The organism is Bradyrhizobium sp. SZCCHNR1093, from assembly GCF_032381175.1.
In the GTDB taxonomy this organism is placed as follows: Bacteria; Pseudomonadota; Alphaproteobacteria; order Rhizobiales; family Xanthobacteraceae; genus Bradyrhizobium.
This window is the reverse complement of record NZ_JAUHJJ010000004.1, coordinates 371,889-392,441: the sequence shown is the minus strand read 5'-3', so window position 1 is coordinate 392,441 and position 20,553 is coordinate 371,889. Positions and strand designations below refer to the sequence as shown.

The following is a 20,553-nucleotide window of genomic DNA, read 5'->3' as shown; positions in this document are numbered from 1 at the left end:
GCCGCGGCCGCCTGCCGATGGCAGCCAAGGCCACGGGTCGCTATCTTGGCCCCTACAACCCTTGCCATCAGTCCGTCACCATTTCGCGTCCATTCTCGCCACCAATCGGTCAAACACGGGCGTCGATCCGTGCACCGCCAAGAGCTGTCTGGAAATCTTTCCAGAGAACTTTCAAAGAGCCGTCCAAGGAGCTGCCCCATGATCGGTCTGGTTCGCGCCGTCGCCCTCTGCGCCATCATGGCGCTCGGCCTCGTGTCCGCCCATGCCGCCGACAAGGCGTTCAAGCGCGACGATCTGGCTGACGCCGCCGTCAAGCTGGAGGCCCAGATCAAGAGCGAGGCGGGGGCGGTCAACAAGCCGCTGGCGACCTTGCGCACCGACGCCGATGCTGCGCTGCGCCGCAACGACCTCCGCACGGGTCTGCAAATCCTCGGACAGATCGCCACAGTGGCCCCGGATGATTCCGGTAATTGGCTGCGGCTGGCGCGCACCGTGCTCAACCAGATCAAGCCGATCAACTCGTCGGAGCAGACCTTCCTGCTGGAGCGCGCCTCGACGGCGGCCTACATCGCCTATCAGCGCGCCGGCAATGCCGGCGAGGAGGCGGACGCGCTCGCGGTGCTCGGCAAGACCATGGCCGAGCGCAAGCTGTGGCGGCCGGCGCTGGATGCGCTGCGGATGTCGCTCGACCTGCGCGAGGTCGCCGATGTCAGGGGCCAGTATGAGCGGATGCGCGACGAGCACGGCTTCAAGCTGCTCGACTATACCGTGGATTCCGACTCGGCGAGCCCGCGCGCCTGCTTCCAGTTCTCCGAGGATCTTGCCAAGCGCACCGACTTCTCGCCGTTCGTGGCACAGGCAGGTACCGACAAGCCGGCGCTGACCGCGGAGGACAAGCAGCTCTGCGTCGAGGGCCTCAAGCATGGCGAGCGCTACAACATCAATCTGCGCGCCGGGCTGCCGTCAGGCGTGAAGGAAAGCCTGCCGAAATCGGCCGAGTTCAACATCTATGTCCGCGACCGCAAGCCGTTCGTGCGCTTCACCGGCAAGGCCTATGTGCTGCCGCGCACCGGCCAGAAGGGCATTCCGCTGGTCAGCGTCAACACGCCCGCCGTCAACATCAACGTCTTCCGGATCGGCGACCGCAACCTGATCAACACCGTCATCGACAGCGACTTCCAGCGGCCGCTGTCGAGCTACCAGCTCACCGATCTCGGCGACCAGCGCGGCATGAAGGTGTGGAGCGGCGAGCTCTCGACCGCGATGACCCTGAACCAGGACGTCACCACCGCCTTTCCGGTGGATCAGGCGCTCAGCGACATGCAGCCGGGCGTCTATGTGATGACGGCCGCGCCGAAAGGCCCGACCAGCGGCAATGACGAGGACAGCGGCGGCCAGCTCGCCACGCAATGGTTCATCGTGTCCGATCTCGGCGTCGCCTCGTTCTCCGGCAATGACGGGATCCATGTGTTCGTCAACTCGCTGGCTTCAACCGATCCGGTGGTGCGCGCCGAGGTGCGGCTGGTGGCGCGCAACAACGAGATCCTGGCGACCCGCAGGACCGATGAGGCCGGGCACGCGCTGTTCGAGACGGGGCTGGCGCGGGGCGAGGGCGGGCTGGCGCCGGCGATGCTGACGGTGGTCGGCGAGAAAACCGACTACGCCTTCCTCAGCCTGAAGACGACCGCCTTCGATCTCTCCGACCGGGGCGTGTCCGGACGCGAGGCACCGGCCGGGCCGGACGCCTTCGTCTATTCCGAGCGCGGCGTCTACCGTTCCAACGAGACCGTCTACCTCACCGCGCTGCTGCGTGACGGCAAGGGCAACGCCATGACCGGTACGCCGCTGACGCTCGTCGTTGAGCGTCCTGACGGGGTCGAGTTCCGCCGGGCCGTGCTGCCGGATCAGGGGGCGGGCGGCCGATCGTTCAGCGTGGCGTTGAACTCGGCGGTGCCGACCGGCACCTACCGCGTGCGCGCCTTCACCGATCCCAAGGGGGCGGCCATCGGCGAGACCACCTTCATGGTCGAGGACTACGTCCCCGAGCGGCTGGAATTCGACTTGTCGTCCAAGGACAAGCAGATCAAGGCTGAGACTCCTGTGGAGGTGAAGGTCGACGGCCATTTCCTCTACGGCGCGCCGGCCTCCGGCCTGCAGCTCGAGGGCGACCTGCTGGTGACGACCGCGTCCGAGCGGCCGGGGTTCCCGGGCTACCAGTTCGGCGTCGCCGACGAGGAGAGCGCCTCCAACGAGCGCACCCCGATCGAAGGCATGCCGGAAACGGACGAGAAGGGCGCGGCGACGTTCCCGGTCAGCCTTGCCAAGCCGCCGTCCTCCAGCCGGCCGCAGGAGGCGCAGATCTATGTGCGGATGGCTGAGACCGGCGGCCGGGCCGTCGAGCGCAAGCTGGTGCTCCCCGTGGCGCCCAAGGCCGCGCAGATCGGCATCAAGCCGTCGTTTTCCGGCAAGAGCGTCGGCGAGGGCGAGAAGGCCGAGTTCGACGTCGTGTTCGTCTCGCCCGAGGGCAAGACGCTGGCGCGCAATGGGCTGCGTTATGAGCTGCTCAAGATCGAGTCGCGCTATCAGTGGTACCGGCAGAACTCCTATTGGGAGTACGAGCCGGTGAAGTCGACGCGCCGGATCGGCGATGGCGACGTCACGATCGCCGCCAACAAGCCGGCGCGGCTGAGCTTCCTGCCGGAGGCCGGGCGCTATCGCCTCGACGTCAAGTCGGCGGATGCCGACGGTCCGGTGACGTCGCTGCAGTTCGACGTCGGCTGGTACACCGACGGCAGCGCCGATACGCCGGATCTCTTGGAGACCTCGCTCGACAAGCCGCAATACCAGTCGGGCGACAGCATGGTCGTGACGGTCAATGCGCGCACCGCCGGCAAGCTGACGGTCAATGTGCTCGGCGACCGGCTGCTGACGACGCAGACCACCGAGGTCAAGGAGGGCACCAACCAGGTCAAGCTTGCAGTCGGCAAGGACTGGGGCACTGGCGCCTATGTCGTGACGACGCTGCGCCGTCCGCTCGATACGGCCGCGCAGCGCATGCCGGGCCGAGCGCTCGGCGTCGCCTGGTTCGGTATCGACAAGTCGGCGCGCACGCTCAATGTCGCGCTGACGCCCCCGGCGCTGGTGCGTCCGGGCTCGGCCTTGAAGATTCCGGTCAAGATCGGCGGGCTCAATCCCGGCGAGGACGCCAAGGTCGTGATCGCGGCGGTCGATGTCGGCATTCTCAACCTCACCAACTACAAGCCGCCGGCGCCGGACGAGTATTATCTCGGCCAGCGCCAGCTCTCGGCCGAGATCCGCGATCTCTATGGCCAGTTGATCGACGGGATGCAGGGCACGCGCGGCCAGATCCGCTCTGGCGGTGACTCTGGCGGCGCCGAGCTGCAGGGCTCGCCACCGACGCAGAAGCCGCTGGCGCTGTATTCGGGCATCGTCACCGTCGGGCCCGACGGAACTGCCGAGGTCAGCTTCGACATTCCGGAGTTCGCCGGCACAGCGCGGGTGATGGCGGTGGCGTGGAGCGCCACCAAAGTTGGCCGCGCCAATGTCGACGTCACCGTGCGCGATCCCGTGGTGCTGACCGCGACCCTGCCGCGCTTCCTCCTGTCAGGCGATCGCGGCACGCTGTCGTTCGATGTCGACAATGTCGAAGGCGGGCCCGGCGACTATGTCGTCAGCGTGAAGGCGGGCGGTCCGGTCAAGGTGTCCGGCAATGCCAACGTCACGATGAAGCTCGCGGCCAAGCAGCGGGCGTCGTCGACCCTGCCGCTGGAGGCCAGCGGCACCGGCACGGCGCAGCTCGACGTCGAGATCAAGGGACCGAACGGGCTTTCGCTGGCGCGGCACTATCAGCTCGACGTCAAGCCGGCGACCCAGGTGCTGGCGCGGCGCTCGATCCGCACGCTCGCCAAGGGCGAGAGCCTGACGCTGACGTCCGACATGTTCTCCGATCTCGTGGCGGGCACCGGCACGGTGTCGCTGTCGGCGGGGTTGTCGACCGCGCTCGATGCGGCGACCATCCTGAAGGCGCTCGACCGCTACCCCTATGGCTGCTCGGAGCAGATCACGAGCCGCGCGATGCCGCTGCTCTATGTCAACGAGCTCGCGGCCGGCGCGCATCTGGCGATGGACACCGAGGTCGACCAGCGCATCCGCGACTCGATCGACCGGCTGCTGGCGCGGCAGGGATCCAATGGCTCGTTCGGCCTGTGGTCGTCGGGCGGCGACGATCCCTGGCTCGATGCTTATGTCACGGACTTCCTGACCCGCGCCCGCGAGAAGGGCTTTGCGGTGCCGGACGTGCTGTTCAAGAGCGCGCTCGACCGCGTCAGGAACTCGGTGGTGAATGCCGAGGAGCCGGAGAAGACGGGCGGCCGCGATCTCGCTTATGGCCTCTACGTGCTGGCGCGCAATGGCGCGGCGCCGATCGGCGACCTGCGCTATCTCGCCGACACCAAGCTCGGCAATCTCGCCACCCCGATCGCCAAGGCGCAGCTTGCCGCGGCGTTGGCGCTGGTCGGCGACCGCGCCCGTGCGGAGCGGGTCTATGCCGCCGCGGCCGACAGCCTCGCGCCGAAGCCGGTCTTGGTGTTCGGCCGCACCGATTACGGCTCCGACCTGCGCGATGCAGCGGCGCTGGTGTCGTTGGCGGGCGAGGGCAATGCGCCGCGGGCGACGTTGACGCAGGCCGTCGCCCGTGTCGAAGCCGCGCGCGGGCTGACGCCGTACACCTCGACGCAGGAGAATGCGTGGATGGTGCTGGCGGCGCGCGCGCTGGCCAAGGAGACGCTGACGCTCGACATCAACGGCCAGGCCGTGAAGCAGGCGATGTACCGCAGCTACAAGGCGGCGGAGCTCTCAGGCCAGCCGCTGAAGATCACCAACACCGGTGATGCGCCGGTGCAGGCAGTGGTCTCGGTCTCCGGCTCGCCGCTGACGCCGGAGCCGGCCGCGTCGAACGGTTTCAAGATCGAGCGCGGCTACTACACGCTCGACGGCAAGCCGGCCGATATCAGAACCGCGAAGCAGAACGACCGTTTCGCTGTCGTGCTGAAGGTCACCGAGGCCAAGCCGGAGTACGGCCACATCATGGTGTCGGACTATCTGCCGGCGGGGCTTGAGATCGACAATCCGCACCTGGTGTCGTCGGGTGACAGCGGCACCTTGGACTGGATCGAGGACGGCCAGGAACCGGTCAACACCGAGTTCCGCGACGACCGCTTCACCGCCGCGCTCGACCGCGCCGCGGATTCCAAGTCGGTGTTCACGGTCGCCTACGTCGTGCGCGCGGTGTCGCCCGGCAAATACGTGCTGCCGCAGGCCTATGTTGAGGACATGTACAATCCCTCGCGCTATGGTCGGACGGGCACGGGCTCGGTGGAGGTCCGCGCGGCCAAATGAGCGAGGGTGGGACGAGCGATCGTGAGCTGGGTGGCAAGACGGACCTCCACACTCCGCCATGCCCGGTCGCTCCGCGCGCTCCGAACGACGTGGATGGCCGGGACAAGCCCGGCCATGACGGCAGGAGAGGGTGGGGCGTCAAACGGCTGTTCGCCATTGCGCTCGCATTGGTCGCGTCGGTCGCCGTCGCCATCACCGCCTGGACCATCTCCCTCGGCCCGCTGCCGCTGGGCGAGGCGAGGGCGGTCTCCACCACCGTGGTCGACCGCCACGGCAAGCTGCTGCGTGCCTATGCGATGGCGGACGGGCGGTGGCGGCTGCCGGTCAGCGTCAAAAAAGACGTCGATCCGACCTATCTGAAGCTGCTGCTGGCCTATGAGGACCAGCGCTTCTTCGACCATCACGGCGTCGATCCGCGCGCGCTGGTGCGGGCGGCCATCCAGCTCGGCTCGCACGGCCACATCGTCTCCGGCGGCTCGACCATCACGATGCAGCTGGCGCGGCTGCTCGAGCCGCGGCGGCAGCGCTCGCTGCATGCCAAGCTCCGGCAGATCGTGCGCGCGCTCGAGCTCGAGCGAAAGCTGAGCAAGGACGAGATCCTCGATCTCTACCTGACGCTGGCGCCCTATGGCGGCAATCTCGAAGGCATCCGTGCCGCCTCGATTGCATATTTCGGCAAGGAGCCGAAGCGGCTGTCGCTGGCGGAAGCGGCCCTCTTGGTGGCGCTGCCGCAGTCACCGGAGACGCGGCGACTCGACCGGCAACCCGAGGCCGCTCGACGCGGCCGCGACCGCGTGCTCGACCGCATGGTGTCGGAGAACGTGATCTCCGCCGAGGACGCGGCGCAGGCGAAGGCGCAAGCCGTGCCGGCCTTCCGCAAGCCGATGCCGATCCTGGCGCCGCATGCCGCCGACCAGGCCTCGGCGGCCGTCAAGGATCAGCCGATCATCCGCCTGACGCTGGATGCGTCGCTGCAGAGGGTGCTGGAGCCGCTGGCGCGCGACCGTGCCATCGCATTGGGACCGAACATCTCGGTCGGCCTCATCGTGATCGACAATGACAGCGGCGACGTGCTCGCCCATGTCGGCTCGGCGGATTATTTCGACGAGAAGCGGGCAGGGCAGGTCGACATGACCCGCGCGGTGCGCTCGCCGGGCTCGACCCTGAAGCCGTTCATCTATGGACTCGCCTTCGAGGACGGCTTCGTGCACCCGGAGAGCCTGATCGAGGACCGCCCGGTGCGCTTCGGCTCCTACGCGCCGGAAAATTTCGACATGACGTTCCAGGGCACGGTGCCGGTGCGCAAGGCGCTGCAACTGTCCCTGAACGTGCCCGCTATCGTGCTGCTCGATCGTGTCGGCGCCAGCCGGCTGTCGTCGCGACTGAAGCAGGCCGGCGGCAATCTGGTGCTGCCGAAGGACGAGGCGCCCGGCCTTGCGATGGGGCTCGGCGGCGTCGGCGTGACCCTGCAGGACCTCGCCCAGCTCTATGCAGGCTTTCCGCGCCTCGGCACCACCAGGCCGCTGCGCGAGATCATGACGGCTGAGGGGACTGACGGCGCGCGCGAGCCGATGCGGCTGATGGATTCGGCGGCCGCCTGGCAGGTCGGCAACGTGCTGCTGGGGACGCCGCCGCCGGAAAACGCAGCCCGCAACCGGATCGCCTTCAAGACCGGTACCAGCTACGGCTATCGCGACGCTTGGTCGGTCGGCTTCGACGGCCGCGTCACGATCGGCGTCTGGGTCGGCCGGCCTGATGGCGCGCCGGTGCCCGGCCTGATCGGTCGCGTCGCCGCGGCGCCGATCCTGTTCGACGCTTTTGCCCGCAGCGGCAAGCTGCCAGCAACATTGCCGAAGCCGCCCAAGGGGGCACTGGTCGCCAGCAATTCAAAGTTGCCGCTGCCGCTGCGCCGGTTCCGGCCGATCGGCGAATTGGTGCGGACCGGCGCCGAACAGGCGCCGCACATCCAGTTCCCGCTGAACGGCTCGCGCATCGATGTCGACCGATCCGCGGGACGCGAGGCATCGGTGATGCCGGTGAAAGTGTCGGGCGGCGTGCTGCCGCTGACCATGCTGGTCAATGGACTGGCCGTCGGCGAGATCGATAGCCGCCGCCAGCGCCTGATCGATCCGCCCGGGCCGGGCTTTGCCCGCCTCACCGTGATCGATGCCACGGGCGCTGCGGACACAGTTGTGGTCAGAATCCAGTGAGGGTTCGCTAAGCGGTTGTCGGCATGGCGGTTTCAGCGTATTCGGAACCCCATGGTCGAGACCTATGCCCGCCCCCGTTTTGGAGAGCCGCGCGAGCCGAAGAACCTGGTCAATCCAGGCAATCGGCTGGTGCGGATGATCGATGCCGTCACCGTGAGCCACACCAGGGCGGCGGCGTTCCTGCTCGTCTGCGGGCTGCTGTTGTTCCTGCCGGGCTTCTTCACGATCCCGCCGATCGATCGCGACGAGGCGCGCTTCGCCCAGGCGACCAAGCAGATGGTCGAGAGCGGCGATTACGTCGACATCCGCTTCCAGGACGACGTGCGCTACAAGAAGCCGGTCGGCATCTACTGGTTGCAATCGGCCGCGGTCGAGACGGCGTCGGCGATCGGTCTGCCGCGTGCGCAACTGCGCATCTGGGTCTACCGCATTCCCTCGCTGATCGGCGCGATCGGCGCGGTGCTGCTGACCTATTGGACCGCGCTCTCCTTCGTGACACGGCGCGGCGCCGTGTTCGCCGCCTTGCTGATGTGCTGCTCGGTGCTGCTCGGCGTGGAAGCCCGGCTCGCCAAGACCGACGCGATGCTGCTGTTCACCGTGGTGGCTGCCATGGGTGCGCTGGCGCGCGTCTATCTGTCGTGGCAGCGCGGCGAGGATCCGGTGCATCCGCCCTGGGGACCGCCCGCGATCTTCTGGACGGCGCTCGCCGGCGGCATCCTGATCAAGGGCCCGCTGATCCTGATGTTCGCGGGACTGACGATCGTGACCCTGGCGATCATGGATCGCGGCGCCGGCTGGCTATCGCGTCTGCGCCCTCTGTGGGGACTGATGTGGATGCTGGTGCTGGTGCTGCCCTGGTTCGTGCTGATCTTCCTGCGCGCCGGCGACACCTTCTTCGCCGACTCCGTCGGCGGCGACATGCTGAGCAAGATCGGCGCCCAGGAGTCGCATGGCGCGCCGCCGGGCCTCTATCTGCTGCTGTTGTTCATCACCTTCTGGCCCGGCGCGCCGCTGGCCGCGATGGCGGCGCCTGCGGTGTGGCGCGCGCGGCGCGAGCCGGGGGCGCAGTTCTTGCTGGCCTGGCTGCTGCCGTCCTGGATCGTGTTCGAGGCGGTGCTGACCAAGCTGCCGCATTATGTGCTGCCGCTGTATCCGGCGATCGCGATCCTCACGGTGGGCGCGCTGGAGCGGCGGGTGCTGGCGCGCAACTGGCTGCGGCGCGGCGCGGCCTGGTGGTTTGCGATTCCCGCCATCACCTCGGTGGTGGCCGTGATCGGCGCCATCATCGTCACGCACCAGCCGGTGTTCCTGGCCTGGCCGTTCGTCGCGGCGTCGCTGATCTTCGGCCTGTTCGCCTGGTGGCTCTATGACGACGGCCGTGCCGAGCGCTCGCTCTTGAATGCCGGCGTGGCGGCGATGTTCCTGGCGTTCGTGGTATACGGCGCCGTGCTGCCGGCGCTGACGCCGCTGTTTCCCAGCGCGGAGATTGCGCGCGCGCTCCGCAACGTGGTCTGCGTCGGGCCGAAGGCGGCGGCGGCAGGCTTCCACGAGCCGAGCCTCGTCTTCATGACAGGGTCGTCGACGCAACTCACCGACGGCTCCGGCGCCGCCGACTTCCTCAGCCAGGGCACCTGCCGCTTTGCTTTGGTCGAGCAGCGCACCGAGCGCGCCTTCGTGCAACGGGCCGAAGCGATCGGGCTGCGCTACAACGTCGCCAAGCGCATCGACGGCTACAACATCTCGCAGGGCCGTCCGGTCTCGATCGCGATCTATCGCTCGGAGGGCACCGAATAGATGTCGGCGCCCGACAGCCCCGCGCGATCGTCAGGCTATTTCGCCCAGCTCGCGCTGGTCGGCAAATTCTCGCTCGGCCGGCTGGTCCGCCAGCCGCAAACGGCGCCGGAGGCCGCGAGCCGGCAACGCCTGGGGCGCGAGCTTCTCCTGCTCGGCGCCATCGGCCTGAGTGCGATCCTGATGCTGATGTTCGCGTTCGATGCTTACGAGATCGGGCTGATGCCGACACGCGGAACATCGAGCCTTTGGCCGGTGCGGATCATCACCGAGTTCGGTCAGGATGAATACGTGCTGGGACTGTTGGCCGTGAGCGTCGTCGCGACGATCCTGATTGCGCCGCTGTGGCCGGAAGCCAGCCGCAGCCGTCTGCTGAATTTCGCGACCCACGTTCAATACGCCTTCTTCGCGGTGCTGAGCGCGGTACTTGCTGCCCAAGTGCTGAAATACATCATCGGCCGCGGCCGCCCCTTCGTCGGCGGCAAGGCGAATGCCTTCAATTTCGACCCGTTCAACGGCACGCCGGCCTATTTCAGCATGCCGTCCGCACATGCGGTGACGGCCTTCGCGCTGGCCTTTGCAATGTCCGCCATCTGGCCGCGGTTGCGCGTTCCCATGTTCATCTATGCCGTCGTGATCGCCTTGAGTCGGCTGGTGCTGCTGGCGCATCATCCGAGCGACGTGGTCGCCGGCGCCGTGGTGGGATTGGCCTGCGCCGTGCTCGTCCGCTACTGGTTCGCAGCTCGTCGGCTCGGCTTTCGTCTCGGCAAGGACGGCCAAATCGTACCGCGCTAAAGGGGTTGATAGCGGGCCCCAAGCCCCATAAGAAGCCTCCGCCGGAGCGCCCCGGGGCAGGAACCGGCCCGATCACGCCCTTACGAGTCTCAACTCTTGTCGACCGAATCCCCCGTTGCCGTCTCCATCGTCGTTCCCGTGCGCAACGAGGCCGGCAACATCACGCCGCTGATCAGCGAGATCGCGACCGCGCTCGATGGTCTGTGGCCGTACGAGATCATCTACGTCAATGACGGCTCGACCGACGAGACCGCGCAGCGGCTCACCGAGGAAATGGCACTGCGGCCGAACCTGCGCGTCCTGCGGCATGAGACGTCTTCCGGCCAATCGGCGGCTGTCAGGAGCGGCATCCGCGCCGCCCACGGCGCTGTCGTCGCGACGCTCGACGGGGACGGGCAGAACAACCCTGCTTTTCTGCCCGAGCTCATCGCCGCGCTCGAAAAGGGCGGTGCGCATGTCGGCCTCGTCGCCGGGCAGCGGGTCGGCCGCAAGGATACTGGCTTTAAGAAACTGCAGTCACGGCTCGCCAACAAGATCCGCAATGCGGTGCTGCACGATGGAACGCGTGACACCGGCTGCGGCCTCAAGGCGGTTCGCCGCGACGTGTTCCTGATGATGCCGTATTTCGATGGTCTGCACCGCTTCCTGCCGGCGCTGGTGCGGCGCGAGGGCTATGACATCGCCTATGTCGACGTGATCGACCGGCCTCGGCACTCTGGTGTCTCGAACTACGGGTTCTTCGACCGGCTCTGGATCGGGATCATGGATCTCGCCGGCGTGTGGTGGCTGATCCGCCGCAAGAAGCCGACGCCGGTTGCGATCGAGGTGAAGTAATGCTGATTCAATTCGGGCAGGCGTTCAGCAACTATCTCTACGACATCTTCATCGCCAAGTTCGATTTCTGGCTGGTGTTCGGCCTCGCGGCACAACTGGCCTTCGCTGCGCGCTTCCTGGTGCAGTGGATCGCCAGCGAGCGCGCGGGCAAGAGCGTCGTGCCGCTCGCATTCTGGTTCTTCTCGATCGGGGGAGGGCTGATGACGCTGATCTATGGTCTCGTGAAGCGCGAGCCGGTCATCATCTTCGGCCAGCTGTTGTCGAACATCATCTACGTCCGCAACGTGATGTTGATCTTCAAGAACCGCCAGCGGGAATCGCAGACGCTGAGCAATTGATCGGGCCGTAGGGGTCTCACCACCGCCGACATTCCGGGTTCAATCGCCACGCGCAGCCGCGTCGCGGCTGCACATTGACGCTTGCCCAGGAATGACGGTGGTCGTGAAACCGGAAGAGTAGTTTCACTGATAGGACGCGCAAGACTCAGCGCGGCAATGGCTGGGCCGACGATGCGGGCAGGGCGGCGGCCTCTGCGCTCTCGACTGCTTCGCTGCGGCGGGGCGCGACCTCGCCGGCCGCATCGAGCACGGGATAGGCGACCGAGCAGATGTGCGAGTGGATACGCCTGAGATCGCGCAGCACGTCGAGATGCAGCGAGGTGGTTTCCAGCGTCTCCGAGCGGCCCTCGCGCAGACGTTCGAGGTGCCGCTCGGTCGCGCCGAGTTCGGCGTTGCGGAGCTCGGCTTTCTGATCGAGCAGTTGGTGGGCTTGCTGCGCATCGCCGGACATGAAGATGCCGAACGCGATGCGGAGCGCCTCCATGATCTGGCGATGAAAGGCCTGCAGCTCGTCGGCGCCCTCAGCGGAGAACTGGAACCTGCGTTTGATCTTCTTGGTCGCGAGCTCGCTCAGGTTCTTGTCGATGATGTCGCCGATATGCTCGAGGTTGATCGCGAAGGAGATGATCTCCATCGCGCGCTTGCCCTCGCGCTCGTCCAGGCTGCCGCGCGTCAGCTTGGTGATGTAGAGCTTGATGGCCTCGTCGAGCCGGTCGACGACGTTGTCGGCGCGTGACACCTGATCCACGAGGCCACGGTCGTTGGTCATCATCGCGGTCATGACGTTGCGCAACATGGTCTCGACCAGATCGCCCATGCGCAGCGCCTCGCGCGCCGCGTCCGCAAGCGCAAGCGACGGGGTTTCCAGCGCGGTCTCGTCGAGATAGCGCGGCTTCGCCGGATCGACCTCGGCCGGGCGGTCCGGAAACAGTCGCGTGAGCAACTTCTCCATGCCGCCCAGCAGGCCGATGAAGACCACGGCCGTGCCGAGATTGAACGCCATGTGGAACTGCGCTGTCAGCTTCGACAGATCCGGTTGCCACGATTGCAGCAAATTGGCGAGCGGATGCAGGAAGGGTGTGATCAGCGCGACGCCGATGATGCGGTTGAGGAGATTGCCGACGGGCAGGCGATAGCTCGCAGGATTGTCGCGGTGCGCGCCCTCGAACACCGGGTTGACGGCGCTGCCGAGATTGGCCCCGAGCACGAGCGCCAGCGCCGCATCGGCCGTAACGAAATGCGCATAGGCCAGCGACATCACCAGCAGCACGCTGGCGACGCTGGAGTGCACGACCCAGGTGACGAGCGCACCGAAGATGATGCACAGCGTGACATCGGCCGTGATCGCCTGCATGAACACGCGCATCGCCGGCGCTTCTTCGGCGGGTGCCAACGTATCGATCAGAATATGCAGCGACAGCAGCATCAGGCCGAGGCCGATTGCTACTCGGCCGAGATCCTTGATGCGCGATCGCGGCCCACTGCGGAACGCCACCAGGCCGAGCACGAACAGGATGGGGGCGACTGCCGCCACGTTGAACGAGAGCACCTGGACGATCAGCGTGGTGCCGATATTGGCGCCGAGCATGATCGCGAGCGCCGGGATCAGGCCGACCAGGCCTTCCGCTGCGAAGGAGGTCGTGATCAGCGCGGTCGCCGTGCTGCTCTGGAGCAGAGCGGTCAGACCGAGGCCGGCAGCGAGGGCGCTGAAGCGGTTGCGCAGCGCCCGCGACAGCAGCAGCCGGAGATCCGGGCCGAAGGCGCGGAGAATGCCGCTGTGGACCATGTGAAGGCCCCACAGCAGCAACGCCACGCCGCCCATCAGATCGAGCAGAACCATGATTTCCGTTCGTTCGAGCTTTCCTTGCCGCGCAGGCTACCCCCAATCGGCGGGACATCAACGCCAATTTGTCGGCCCCGGCTGCCCGATCGCGCGGCGCTCCGCTGGCTGCGAGCGTGCTTAAGCCGCGTTGAACGCCGCAAAGCCTCGGTCGAGATCCTCCTTGAGATCCTCCACGTTCTCCAGGCCGATATGCAGACGCAGCGTGGGCCCCCCCGGCGCCCAGGTGGTGGCCGTGCGGTAGCTCGCGCAGTCGAACGGAATCGCAAGGCTCTCGAAGCCGCCCCAGGAATAGCCCATTCCGAACAGCGTCAGCGTGTCGAGCATCGCATCGACCGCGGCTTGTGGCTTTGGTTGCAGCACGATGCTGAACAGGCCGGAGGCGCCGGTGAAGTCCCGCTTCCAGATCGCATGCCCCGGATGGCTCTCCAGCGCGGGATGCAGCACCTCGATCACCTCGGGACGCGCGGCGAGCCAGCGGGCCATTTCCAGCCCCGAGCGATGGTGCTGCGCCAGGCGCACGCCCAGCGTCCGCACCCCGCGCAGGGCGAGGAACACGTCGTCCGGGCCGGCGCAGACGCCGAGCAGGCGAATGCCCTCGGCGATCAGCGGCCATGCCTTCGCATTGGCCGAAATCGTGCCGAACATGATGTCGGAGTGGCCGCCGATATATTTGGTGGCCGCCTGCATGCTGATGTCGACGCCCTGGTCGAGGGAGCGGTGGTAGAGCGGCGTCGCCCAGGTGTTGTCGTCGATGACCAGTGCGCCGTGCGCATGTGCGACCGCGGCAATGGCGGGGATGTCCGGCATTTCGAACGACTGCGAGCCCGGCGCCTCGACAACCACCGCGCGTGTATTTGGTTTGAGCAGTTGCTCAATTCCTGGGCCGATCAATGGGTCGAAATAGGTCGTCTCGACGCCGTAGCGTGCCAGCATGCCGTTGCAGAAATTGCGGGTCGGACGATAGATGCTGTCGCACACCAGCACGTGGTCGCCGGCCTTGAGCACCGACAGCAGCGTGGTCGAGATTGCCCCAAGGCCGGATGGTGCGATGCCGACGCCGGCGCATTGCGGTCCCTCCAGCGCCATCAGGACCTGCTGCAGGGCCTTCGTCGTCGGCGTGCCGTGGCGGCCATACTGGAATTCGCCGCGGTGTGCGTGCAGGTCCTCGGCGGTTGGATACAGAACCGTCGAACCATGAACGACGGGGGGATTCACGAATCCGTGCTGCGCCTTAGTATCCCGCCCCGCCGTGATCAGCCGTGTTTCGACGTTTTGTCGCACCGCCGCAGCGGGGTCATTCGATGATGCCATTCGCGTGTCTTTTCTCTCTTAACCTGCCGGGATAGCTCGAAATCGGGCAGCACTGCGGTCGTTAATAACAGAATGCAGAACAGGCCCGTCAACCCCTTGACCCGGACCGCCAGTCGTTCTGTGATGCCGGCGCAATTCGATCGCTGCACGTTGAGGGGCTTGCCGCGATTTCCGCTTCATCTCGCCTGCACGGCTTCGTCGTGCATGGTGTACGCCATATTCTTGGTATGGCGTTTGCAACGCGGATTCAGGTCGGGCCCCCCTGCGCGCTGAGACTTCATCGCTCCCCAAGGACGACCGCGAAAGGCTGTATTTATGAAACGCGTCACTCTGGCTCTCACTCTTGCTCTCGCCCCGGTGCTGGCGAGCGTCGGCGCCCAGGCCGAAACGCTCAAGACCGTCAAGGATCGTGGCATGCTCGCCTGCGGCGTCAGCCAGGGCCTCCCTGGCTTCTCGTCGCCTGACGACAAGGGCAACTGGACCGGGATCGACGTCGACGTCTGCCGCGCCATCGCCGCCGCGATCTTCAACGATCCGACCAAGGTGAAGTTCGTTCCGCTGTCCGCCAAGGACCGCTTTACCGCACTGCAGTCGGGCGAAGTGGACGTGCTGTCGCGCAACACCACCTGGACCCTGTCGCGGGACACCTCGCTGGGCGCCAATTTCGCCGGCGTGACCTATTATGACGGCCAGGGCTTCATGGTGAAGAAGGCCCTCAAGGTGAATTCTGCGCTCGAGCTCAACAGCGCCTCGGTCTGCGTGCAGACCGGCACCACCACCGAGCAGAACCTCGCCGACTACTTTAAGGCCAACAAGATGAAGTACGAGGTAATTGCGTTCGCCGGCGCCGACGAGACTGTGAAGGCCTATGAATCCGGCCGCTGCGACGTGTTTACCACCGACGTCTCGGGCCTCTACGCCGAGAGGCTGAAGCTGTCCAATCCGGCCGATCACGTCGTGCTGCCTGAAGTGATCTCGAAGGAGCCGCTGGGCCCGATGGTACGTCACGGTGACGATCAGTGGTTCGACATCGTCAAGTGGACGCTGTTCGGGCTGGTCACCGCCGAGGAGCTCGGCGTGACGCAGGCGAACGTCGACGAGATGGCCAAGTCGGACAAGCCCGAGTTCAAGCGCGCCTTCGGCACCGATGGCAATCTCGGCGAGCAGCTCGGCCTCACCAAGGACTGGTTCTCGCGCATCGTGAAAGCGGTCGGGAATTATGGCGAGATGTATGACCGCAACGTCGGCGCAGGGTCCAAGCTGCAGATTGCGCGCGGTCTGAACCAGCTCTGGAACAAGGGCGGTCTGCAGTACGCGCCGCCGATCCGCTGATCGCTGCACGAGATCGGGGCTGCGGCGAATGAGCATCGAAGCGAGGCTACCGCCTCCGCAATATGGGCTTCGGCTGAAGCGCATGCTCGGAGGAAAGGCAGGATGGAACGGCATCATCCTGCAGATCCTGTTCGTCGCAGTCCTGGTGTGGGTTGGCTACGAGATCGTGGCCAACGCACGCAGCAACCTCGCAGCCCAACGTATCACGTCGGGATTCGGCTTTCTCAACAACACGGCCGGCTTCGACGTCAACCAGACCCTGATCAGCTACTCCGGCTCCGACAGCTACAGCCGCGTGCTGATCGTCGGCGTGCTGAACACCCTGCTGGTCTCGGTCATCGGCATCGTGCTGGCGACCATCCTGGGCTTCCTGGTCGCTCTAGGCCGGCTATCACCGAATGTGCTGCTGTCGCGTGTCTCCGGCGCCTATGTCGAGCTGATCCGCAACCTGCCGCTCCTGTTCCAGATCCTGTTCTGGTATCTTGCGGTGTTGGCGGCTCTGCCCGGACCGCGACAGAGCATCTCTCTTTTCTCGACGTTCTTTCTCAACAATCGTGGCTTCATCGTTCCGCGACCGATCGAGGAGCCCGGCCTGATGCCGTTCCTGGTCGCGCTCGGTGCCGCGATCGTCGGCTCGGCCGGTCTGCACTATTACGCGCGGCGTGAGCTGTTCGTACGCGGCCATGCGATGCGGATCTGGCCCTACGTGCTGGGGCTGCTGATCGGCCTGCCGCTGATTGCAACGCTCGTGTTCGGCGTGCCGATTTCGTTCGAGGTGCCGGCGCTCAAGGGATTCAACTTCGCCGGCGGTTCGCGCATCATTCCCGAGCTCGTCGCGCTGACCCTGGCGCTGACCATGTACACGGCGTCGTTCATCGCCGAGGTGGTGCGTGCCGGCATCCTCTCCGTCCACAAGGGGCAGATGGAAGCGGGGCTCTCGCTCGGACTGAGCCGCGGCACCGTGCTGCGCCTGATCGTCGTGCCGCAGGCGCTCCGCGTCATCCTGCCGCCGCTGACGAACCAGTATTTGAACCTGACCAAGAACTCCTCGCTCGCGGTCGCCATCGGTTATCCCGATCTCGTTTCGGTGTTCGCGGGCACGACGATGAGCCAGACGGGTCAGGCCATCGAGATCATCGGAATCACGATGGGCGTCTATCTGGCGCTGTCGCTGATCACCAGCGCGATGATGAGCTTCTACAGCTGGCGGCTTGGGAAGAGACTTGGCGCATGACCGACATCACGGCCTCAACCTTCATCCGTCAGGACATGGCCGGAGAACGTCCGGCGCCCATCAAGACGACGGGGTTCGTCGGCTTCGTCCGCACGAGGCTGTTGAACTCGCCGACCAATATCCTGCTCACCCTGGTGAGCGCGCTGTTGATCTGGTTCACCGTGATCCCGGCGGTCAAGTTCCTGCTGGTCGACGCGGTGTGGGTCGGCAAGGACCGCGAAGCTTGTCTGGCGCAGAACGCGGGCCATCCGGTCGGCGCCTGTTGGCCCTACATTTCGGCGAAGTTCGGCCAGTTCATGTACGGCTTCTATCCGGAGGCCGACCGGTGGCGGGTCAATCTGACCTACGGGCTCGCGGTGGTGCTGCTGGCGCCGCTGCTGATCCCGCGCCTGCCGGCCAAAGGATTGAACGCGGGCCTGTTCTTCTTCGCGCTTCCGGTGGTCGCATTCTTCCTGCTCTATGGCGGTGGGCTGGAGGGCTTCGGCGTGAGCTGGACCACAGGCGCGCTCCAGCTGTTCGTCGAGAGCATCGATACGGCCGGTAACGCGCTGGTTCGCGCCGGCGACAATTTGCCGGTGGTCGGCATGCTGCTATGGCTGCTCGGCAAGCTGGTCGTGCTGATCGGTACGCTTGCATCGCTCGTGATCTGGCCGCTGGTCTGGATCCGCAATGAGCTGCAGCAATCTCACCAACCCGTGTGGAACGATCTCGTGCTCTCCGCGATCATTGTCACCGCGCTGGTCTTCATCGTCGGTGGCGGGAGCAGGGCGCTGCGCAGCGTGATCGCCACGGCCGCGGCCTTCGCCGGCATCGCCATCGTCATTGCGATCATGGGCCTCGATCGCGGCGGCCTTCCCATCGTCGATACAAGGCTGTGGGGCGGAATGCTGGTGACGCTGGTCGTCTCGGTGATCGGCATCGTCGCGTCGATGCCGATCGGCATTGCGCTTGCGCTGGGCCGCCGTTCAACCATTCCACTGATCCGCATCTTTTCGATTGCCTTCATCGAGCTGGTGCGCGGCGTGCCGCTGATCACGGTGCTGTTCTTCGCCACCTACATGCTGCCGCTGTTCCTGCCCGGCAATGTCAGGGTCGACGGCCTGGTTCGGGCGCTGATCGGCGTCGCGCTGTTCTCGGGCGCCTACATGGCCGAGGTCATCCGTGGCGGCCTGCAGGCCATACCGCGTGGTCAGGCGGAGGCATCGAGCGCGCTCGGGCTGTCCTGGTGGAAGACGACCAGCTTCATCGTGCTGCCGCAGGCGCTGCGCCACGTCATCCCCGGCATCGTCAACAGCTTCATCTCGCTGTTCAAGGACACCTCGCTGGTGTCGATCGTGGCGCTGTTCGACCTGCTCGGCAGCCTCAAGGCCTCGTTTGCCGATCCGGTGTGGGCGACGCCGACCACGGCCTTCACCGGCTTTGCCTTCACCGGCCTGATCTACTTCGCCTTCTGCTTCGGCATGTCACGCTACTCCATGCTGGTCGAGCGCCGCGTCAATGCGCACCGGCGCCATTGAGCCAGAGATCATCGAGAGACCCATGACTGCAAATTCGATCGTCAGCATTTCCGCCCTCAACAAATGGTACGGCGAATTCCACGTCCTGCGCGACATCAACCTCTCCGTCGGGAAGGGTGAGCGCATCGTGATCTGCGGGCCCTCGGGCTCGGGCAAGTCGACCCTGATCCGCTGCATCAACGCGCTCGAGGAATTCCAGGAGGGCGAGATCAATGTCGACGGCATCGATCTCGGGCCCAACCTCAAGCGCGTCGACGAGGTCCGCCGCGAGGTCGGCATGGTGTTCCAGAGCTTCAACCTGTTTCCGCACCTGACCGTGCTGGAGAACTGTACCCTGGCGCCGATCTGGGTGCGCAACATCCCCCAGAAGGAAGCCGAGGCGACTGCGATGAAGTTCCTGGAGCGGGTCAAGATCCCGCATCAGGCGCAGAAATACCCGGGCCAGATGTCGGGCGGTCAGCAGCAGCGCGTCGCCATCGCGCGCGCGCTGGCGATGAACCCGAAGGTCATGCTGTTCGACGAGCCGACATCGGCGCTCGATCCGGAGATGGTGAAGGAGGTGCTCGACACGATGGTCGATCTCGCCAAGGAGGGCATGACCATGCTGGTCGTGACCCACGAGATGGGCTTCGCGCGCGAGGTCGCCAACCGCGTCGTGTTCATGGACGCCGGCCAGATCATCGAATCGAACACGCCGCAGGAATTCTTCGCCAACCCGCAGCATGCGCGCAGCAAGCTGTTCCTGAGCCAGATTTTGCGGCATTGATGAGGAAGCGAATAGGGACTTGCGAATAGCGAATAGGGCGAAAAGTTCTACTCGCTACTCGCCCTCAAACGAAAGGCGGCTTGATGCCGCTGCGCCGCTCCAGCCAAGCCGGCACCGGCAGGTTCTTCGAACGCATGAATTCCGGATTGTACAGCTTCGACTGATAGCGCGTGCCCGAGTCGCACAGGATGGTCACGATGGTGTGGCCGGGGCCGAGTTTCCTGGCGAGTTGCACCGCGCCGGCGACGTTGACGCCGGTCGAGCCGCCCAGGCATAAGCCTTCATGCTGTACGAGGTCGTAGATCGTGTTGACGGCGTCCTCGTCGGACACCAGGAACGCGTCGTCGACCTTGGCGGTCTCGATCACGGGCGTCACACGACCGATGCCGATGCCTTCGGTGATGGAATCGCCGGGCGTCGATTTGACGACGCCGTTCTTGAACCATTCGTACATCGCGAAGCCGTGCGGATCGGCGCAGGCGGTGACGATATTCTTGTTTCTGTCCTTCAAATAGCGGCTCGTGCCGGCGATCGTGCCGCCGGTGCCGACCGCGCAGATGAAGCCGTCGACCTTGCCGCCGGTCTGCTCCCAGATCTCGGGTCCCGTGGACTCATAATGCGCCTTGGCGTTGTCGAGGTTGTTCCACTGGTCGGCGAACAGCACGCCGTTCGGTTCGGTCTTGCGCAATTCGTCGGCGAGCCTGCGCCCGACATGCTGATAGTTGTTGGGATTGCTGAACGGCAACGCCGGCACCTCGACCAGCTCCGCACCGCACAGCCGCAGCATGTCCTTCTTTTCCTGGCTCTGCGTCTCCGGGATCACGATCAGCGTGCGATAGCCGCGCGCGCTGGCGACCACGGCCAGACCGATGCCGGTGTTGCCGGCTGTGGCCTCCACCACGAGGCCGCCGGGCTTGAGATCGCCGCGCCTCTCGGCCTCCAGGATCATCCACTTGCCGGCACGGTCCTTGACCGACTGGCCCGGGTTCATGAACTCGGCCTTGCCGAGAATGGTGCAGCCCGTCGCCTCCGAGGCGCGATTGAGCTTGATCAGGGGCGTGTTGCCGATCGCCGCGACGACGTCGTTGTGAATGGTCATTTTGCAGATACCGTAGGAGTTTCCTCGAGCACACTTAAGAGGACCCTAGCCTGATATCCAGGGCA

13 protein-coding genes are annotated in these 20,553 nt (G+C 65.8%); 10 read left to right on the top strand and 3 right to left on the bottom strand.

What is annotated here, in order from left to right:
* Window positions 1–198 precede the first annotated feature (198 nt).
* The 6 genes from QX070_RS16430 to QX070_RS16405 all read left to right on the top strand — a co-directional run bounded on the left by QX070_RS16430 (window position 199) and on the right by QX070_RS16405 (window position 11,386).
* Entirely contained in the window at window positions 199–5,418 is a 5,220-nt protein-coding gene (locus QX070_RS16430) for an alpha-2-macroglobulin (RefSeq protein ID WP_315738057.1), read from the top strand.
* Window positions 5,415–7,628, top strand: coding sequence for a penicillin-binding protein 1C (gene pbpC, locus QX070_RS16425; protein ID WP_315738056.1), 2,214 nt, complete (start codon window positions 5,415–5,417; stop codon window positions 7,626–7,628). The genes QX070_RS16430 and pbpC overlap by 4 nt, the downstream gene beginning before the upstream one ends.
* Before the next feature lie 51 nt (window positions 7,629–7,679).
* The gene (locus tag QX070_RS16420) at window positions 7,680–9,422 is read left to right on the top strand and encodes a glycosyltransferase family 39 protein (RefSeq protein WP_315738055.1); all 1,743 of its coding nucleotides are present in this window, start codon (window positions 7,680–7,682) and stop codon (window positions 9,420–9,422) included.
* Window positions 9,423–10,214: a phosphatase PAP2 family protein gene (locus QX070_RS16415; RefSeq protein ID WP_315738054.1), complete on the top strand. Its 792-nt coding sequence runs from the start codon at window positions 9,423–9,425 to the stop codon at window positions 10,212–10,214.
* Window positions 10,215–10,310: 96 nt separating this feature from the next.
* Window positions 10,311–11,048: a glycosyltransferase family 2 protein gene (locus tag QX070_RS16410; RefSeq protein ID WP_315738053.1), complete on the top strand. Its 738-nt coding sequence runs from the start codon at window positions 10,311–10,313 to the stop codon at window positions 11,046–11,048.
* The gene (locus QX070_RS16405) at window positions 11,048–11,386 is read left to right on the top strand and encodes a lipid-A-disaccharide synthase N-terminal domain-containing protein (protein WP_172109779.1); all 339 of its coding nucleotides are present in this window, start codon (window positions 11,048–11,050) and stop codon (window positions 11,384–11,386) included. Before QX070_RS16410 ends, QX070_RS16405 begins: the two co-directional genes overlap by 1 nt.
* 145 nt (window positions 11,387–11,531) lie before the next feature.
* Here QX070_RS16405 and QX070_RS16400 read toward each other — a convergent pair whose 3' ends face one another.
* On the bottom strand, window positions 11,532–13,226 hold the full coding sequence (locus QX070_RS16400) for a Na/Pi cotransporter family protein (protein ID WP_315738052.1): 1,695 nt from the start codon (window positions 13,224–13,226) through the stop codon (window positions 11,532–11,534).
* A gap of 120 nt (window positions 13,227–13,346) precedes the next feature.
* The gene (gene metC / locus QX070_RS16395) at window positions 13,347–14,540 is read right to left on the bottom strand and encodes a cystathionine beta-lyase (RefSeq protein WP_315738051.1); all 1,194 of its coding nucleotides are present in this window, start codon (window positions 14,538–14,540) and stop codon (window positions 13,347–13,349) included.
* Window positions 14,541–14,855: 315 nt separating this feature from the next.
* On the opposite strand from metC, the gene QX070_RS16390 reads away from it, so the two are divergent.
* Genes QX070_RS16390 through QX070_RS16375 form a run of 4 tightly spaced genes read left to right on the top strand, consistent with a single transcriptional unit; the run spans window position 14,856 to window position 19,389 of the window.
* Window positions 14,856–15,872 carry an amino acid ABC transporter substrate-binding protein gene (locus QX070_RS16390; RefSeq protein ID WP_315738050.1) on the top strand — a complete coding sequence of 339 codons (1,017 nt, stop codon included), beginning with the start codon at window positions 14,856–14,858 and terminating at the stop codon, window positions 15,870–15,872.
* Between the two features lie 28 nt (window positions 15,873–15,900).
* Window positions 15,901–17,106 (top strand): amino acid ABC transporter permease, encoded by a 1,206-nt coding sequence (locus QX070_RS16385; protein WP_315738049.1) that lies wholly within the window; start codon window positions 15,901–15,903, stop codon window positions 17,104–17,106.
* The gene (locus tag QX070_RS16380; RefSeq protein ID WP_315738048.1) at window positions 17,103–18,623 is read left to right on the top strand and encodes an amino acid ABC transporter permease; all 1,521 of its coding nucleotides are present in this window, start codon (window positions 17,103–17,105) and stop codon (window positions 18,621–18,623) included. The genes QX070_RS16385 and QX070_RS16380 overlap by 4 nt, the downstream gene beginning before the upstream one ends.
* A gap of 22 nt (window positions 18,624–18,645) precedes the next feature.
* A complete protein-coding gene (locus QX070_RS16375; RefSeq protein ID WP_315711850.1) occupies window positions 18,646–19,389 on the top strand; it encodes an amino acid ABC transporter ATP-binding protein in 744 nt (247 codons plus the stop codon).
* A 64-nt stretch (window positions 19,390–19,453) separates the two neighbouring features.
* Here the strand turns inward: QX070_RS16375 and QX070_RS16370 are convergent, their stop codons facing one another.
* A complete protein-coding gene (locus QX070_RS16370) occupies window positions 19,454–20,488 on the bottom strand; it encodes a cysteine synthase A (protein ID WP_315738047.1) in 1,035 nt (344 codons plus the stop codon).
* Window positions 20,489–20,553: the final 65 nt, after the last annotated feature.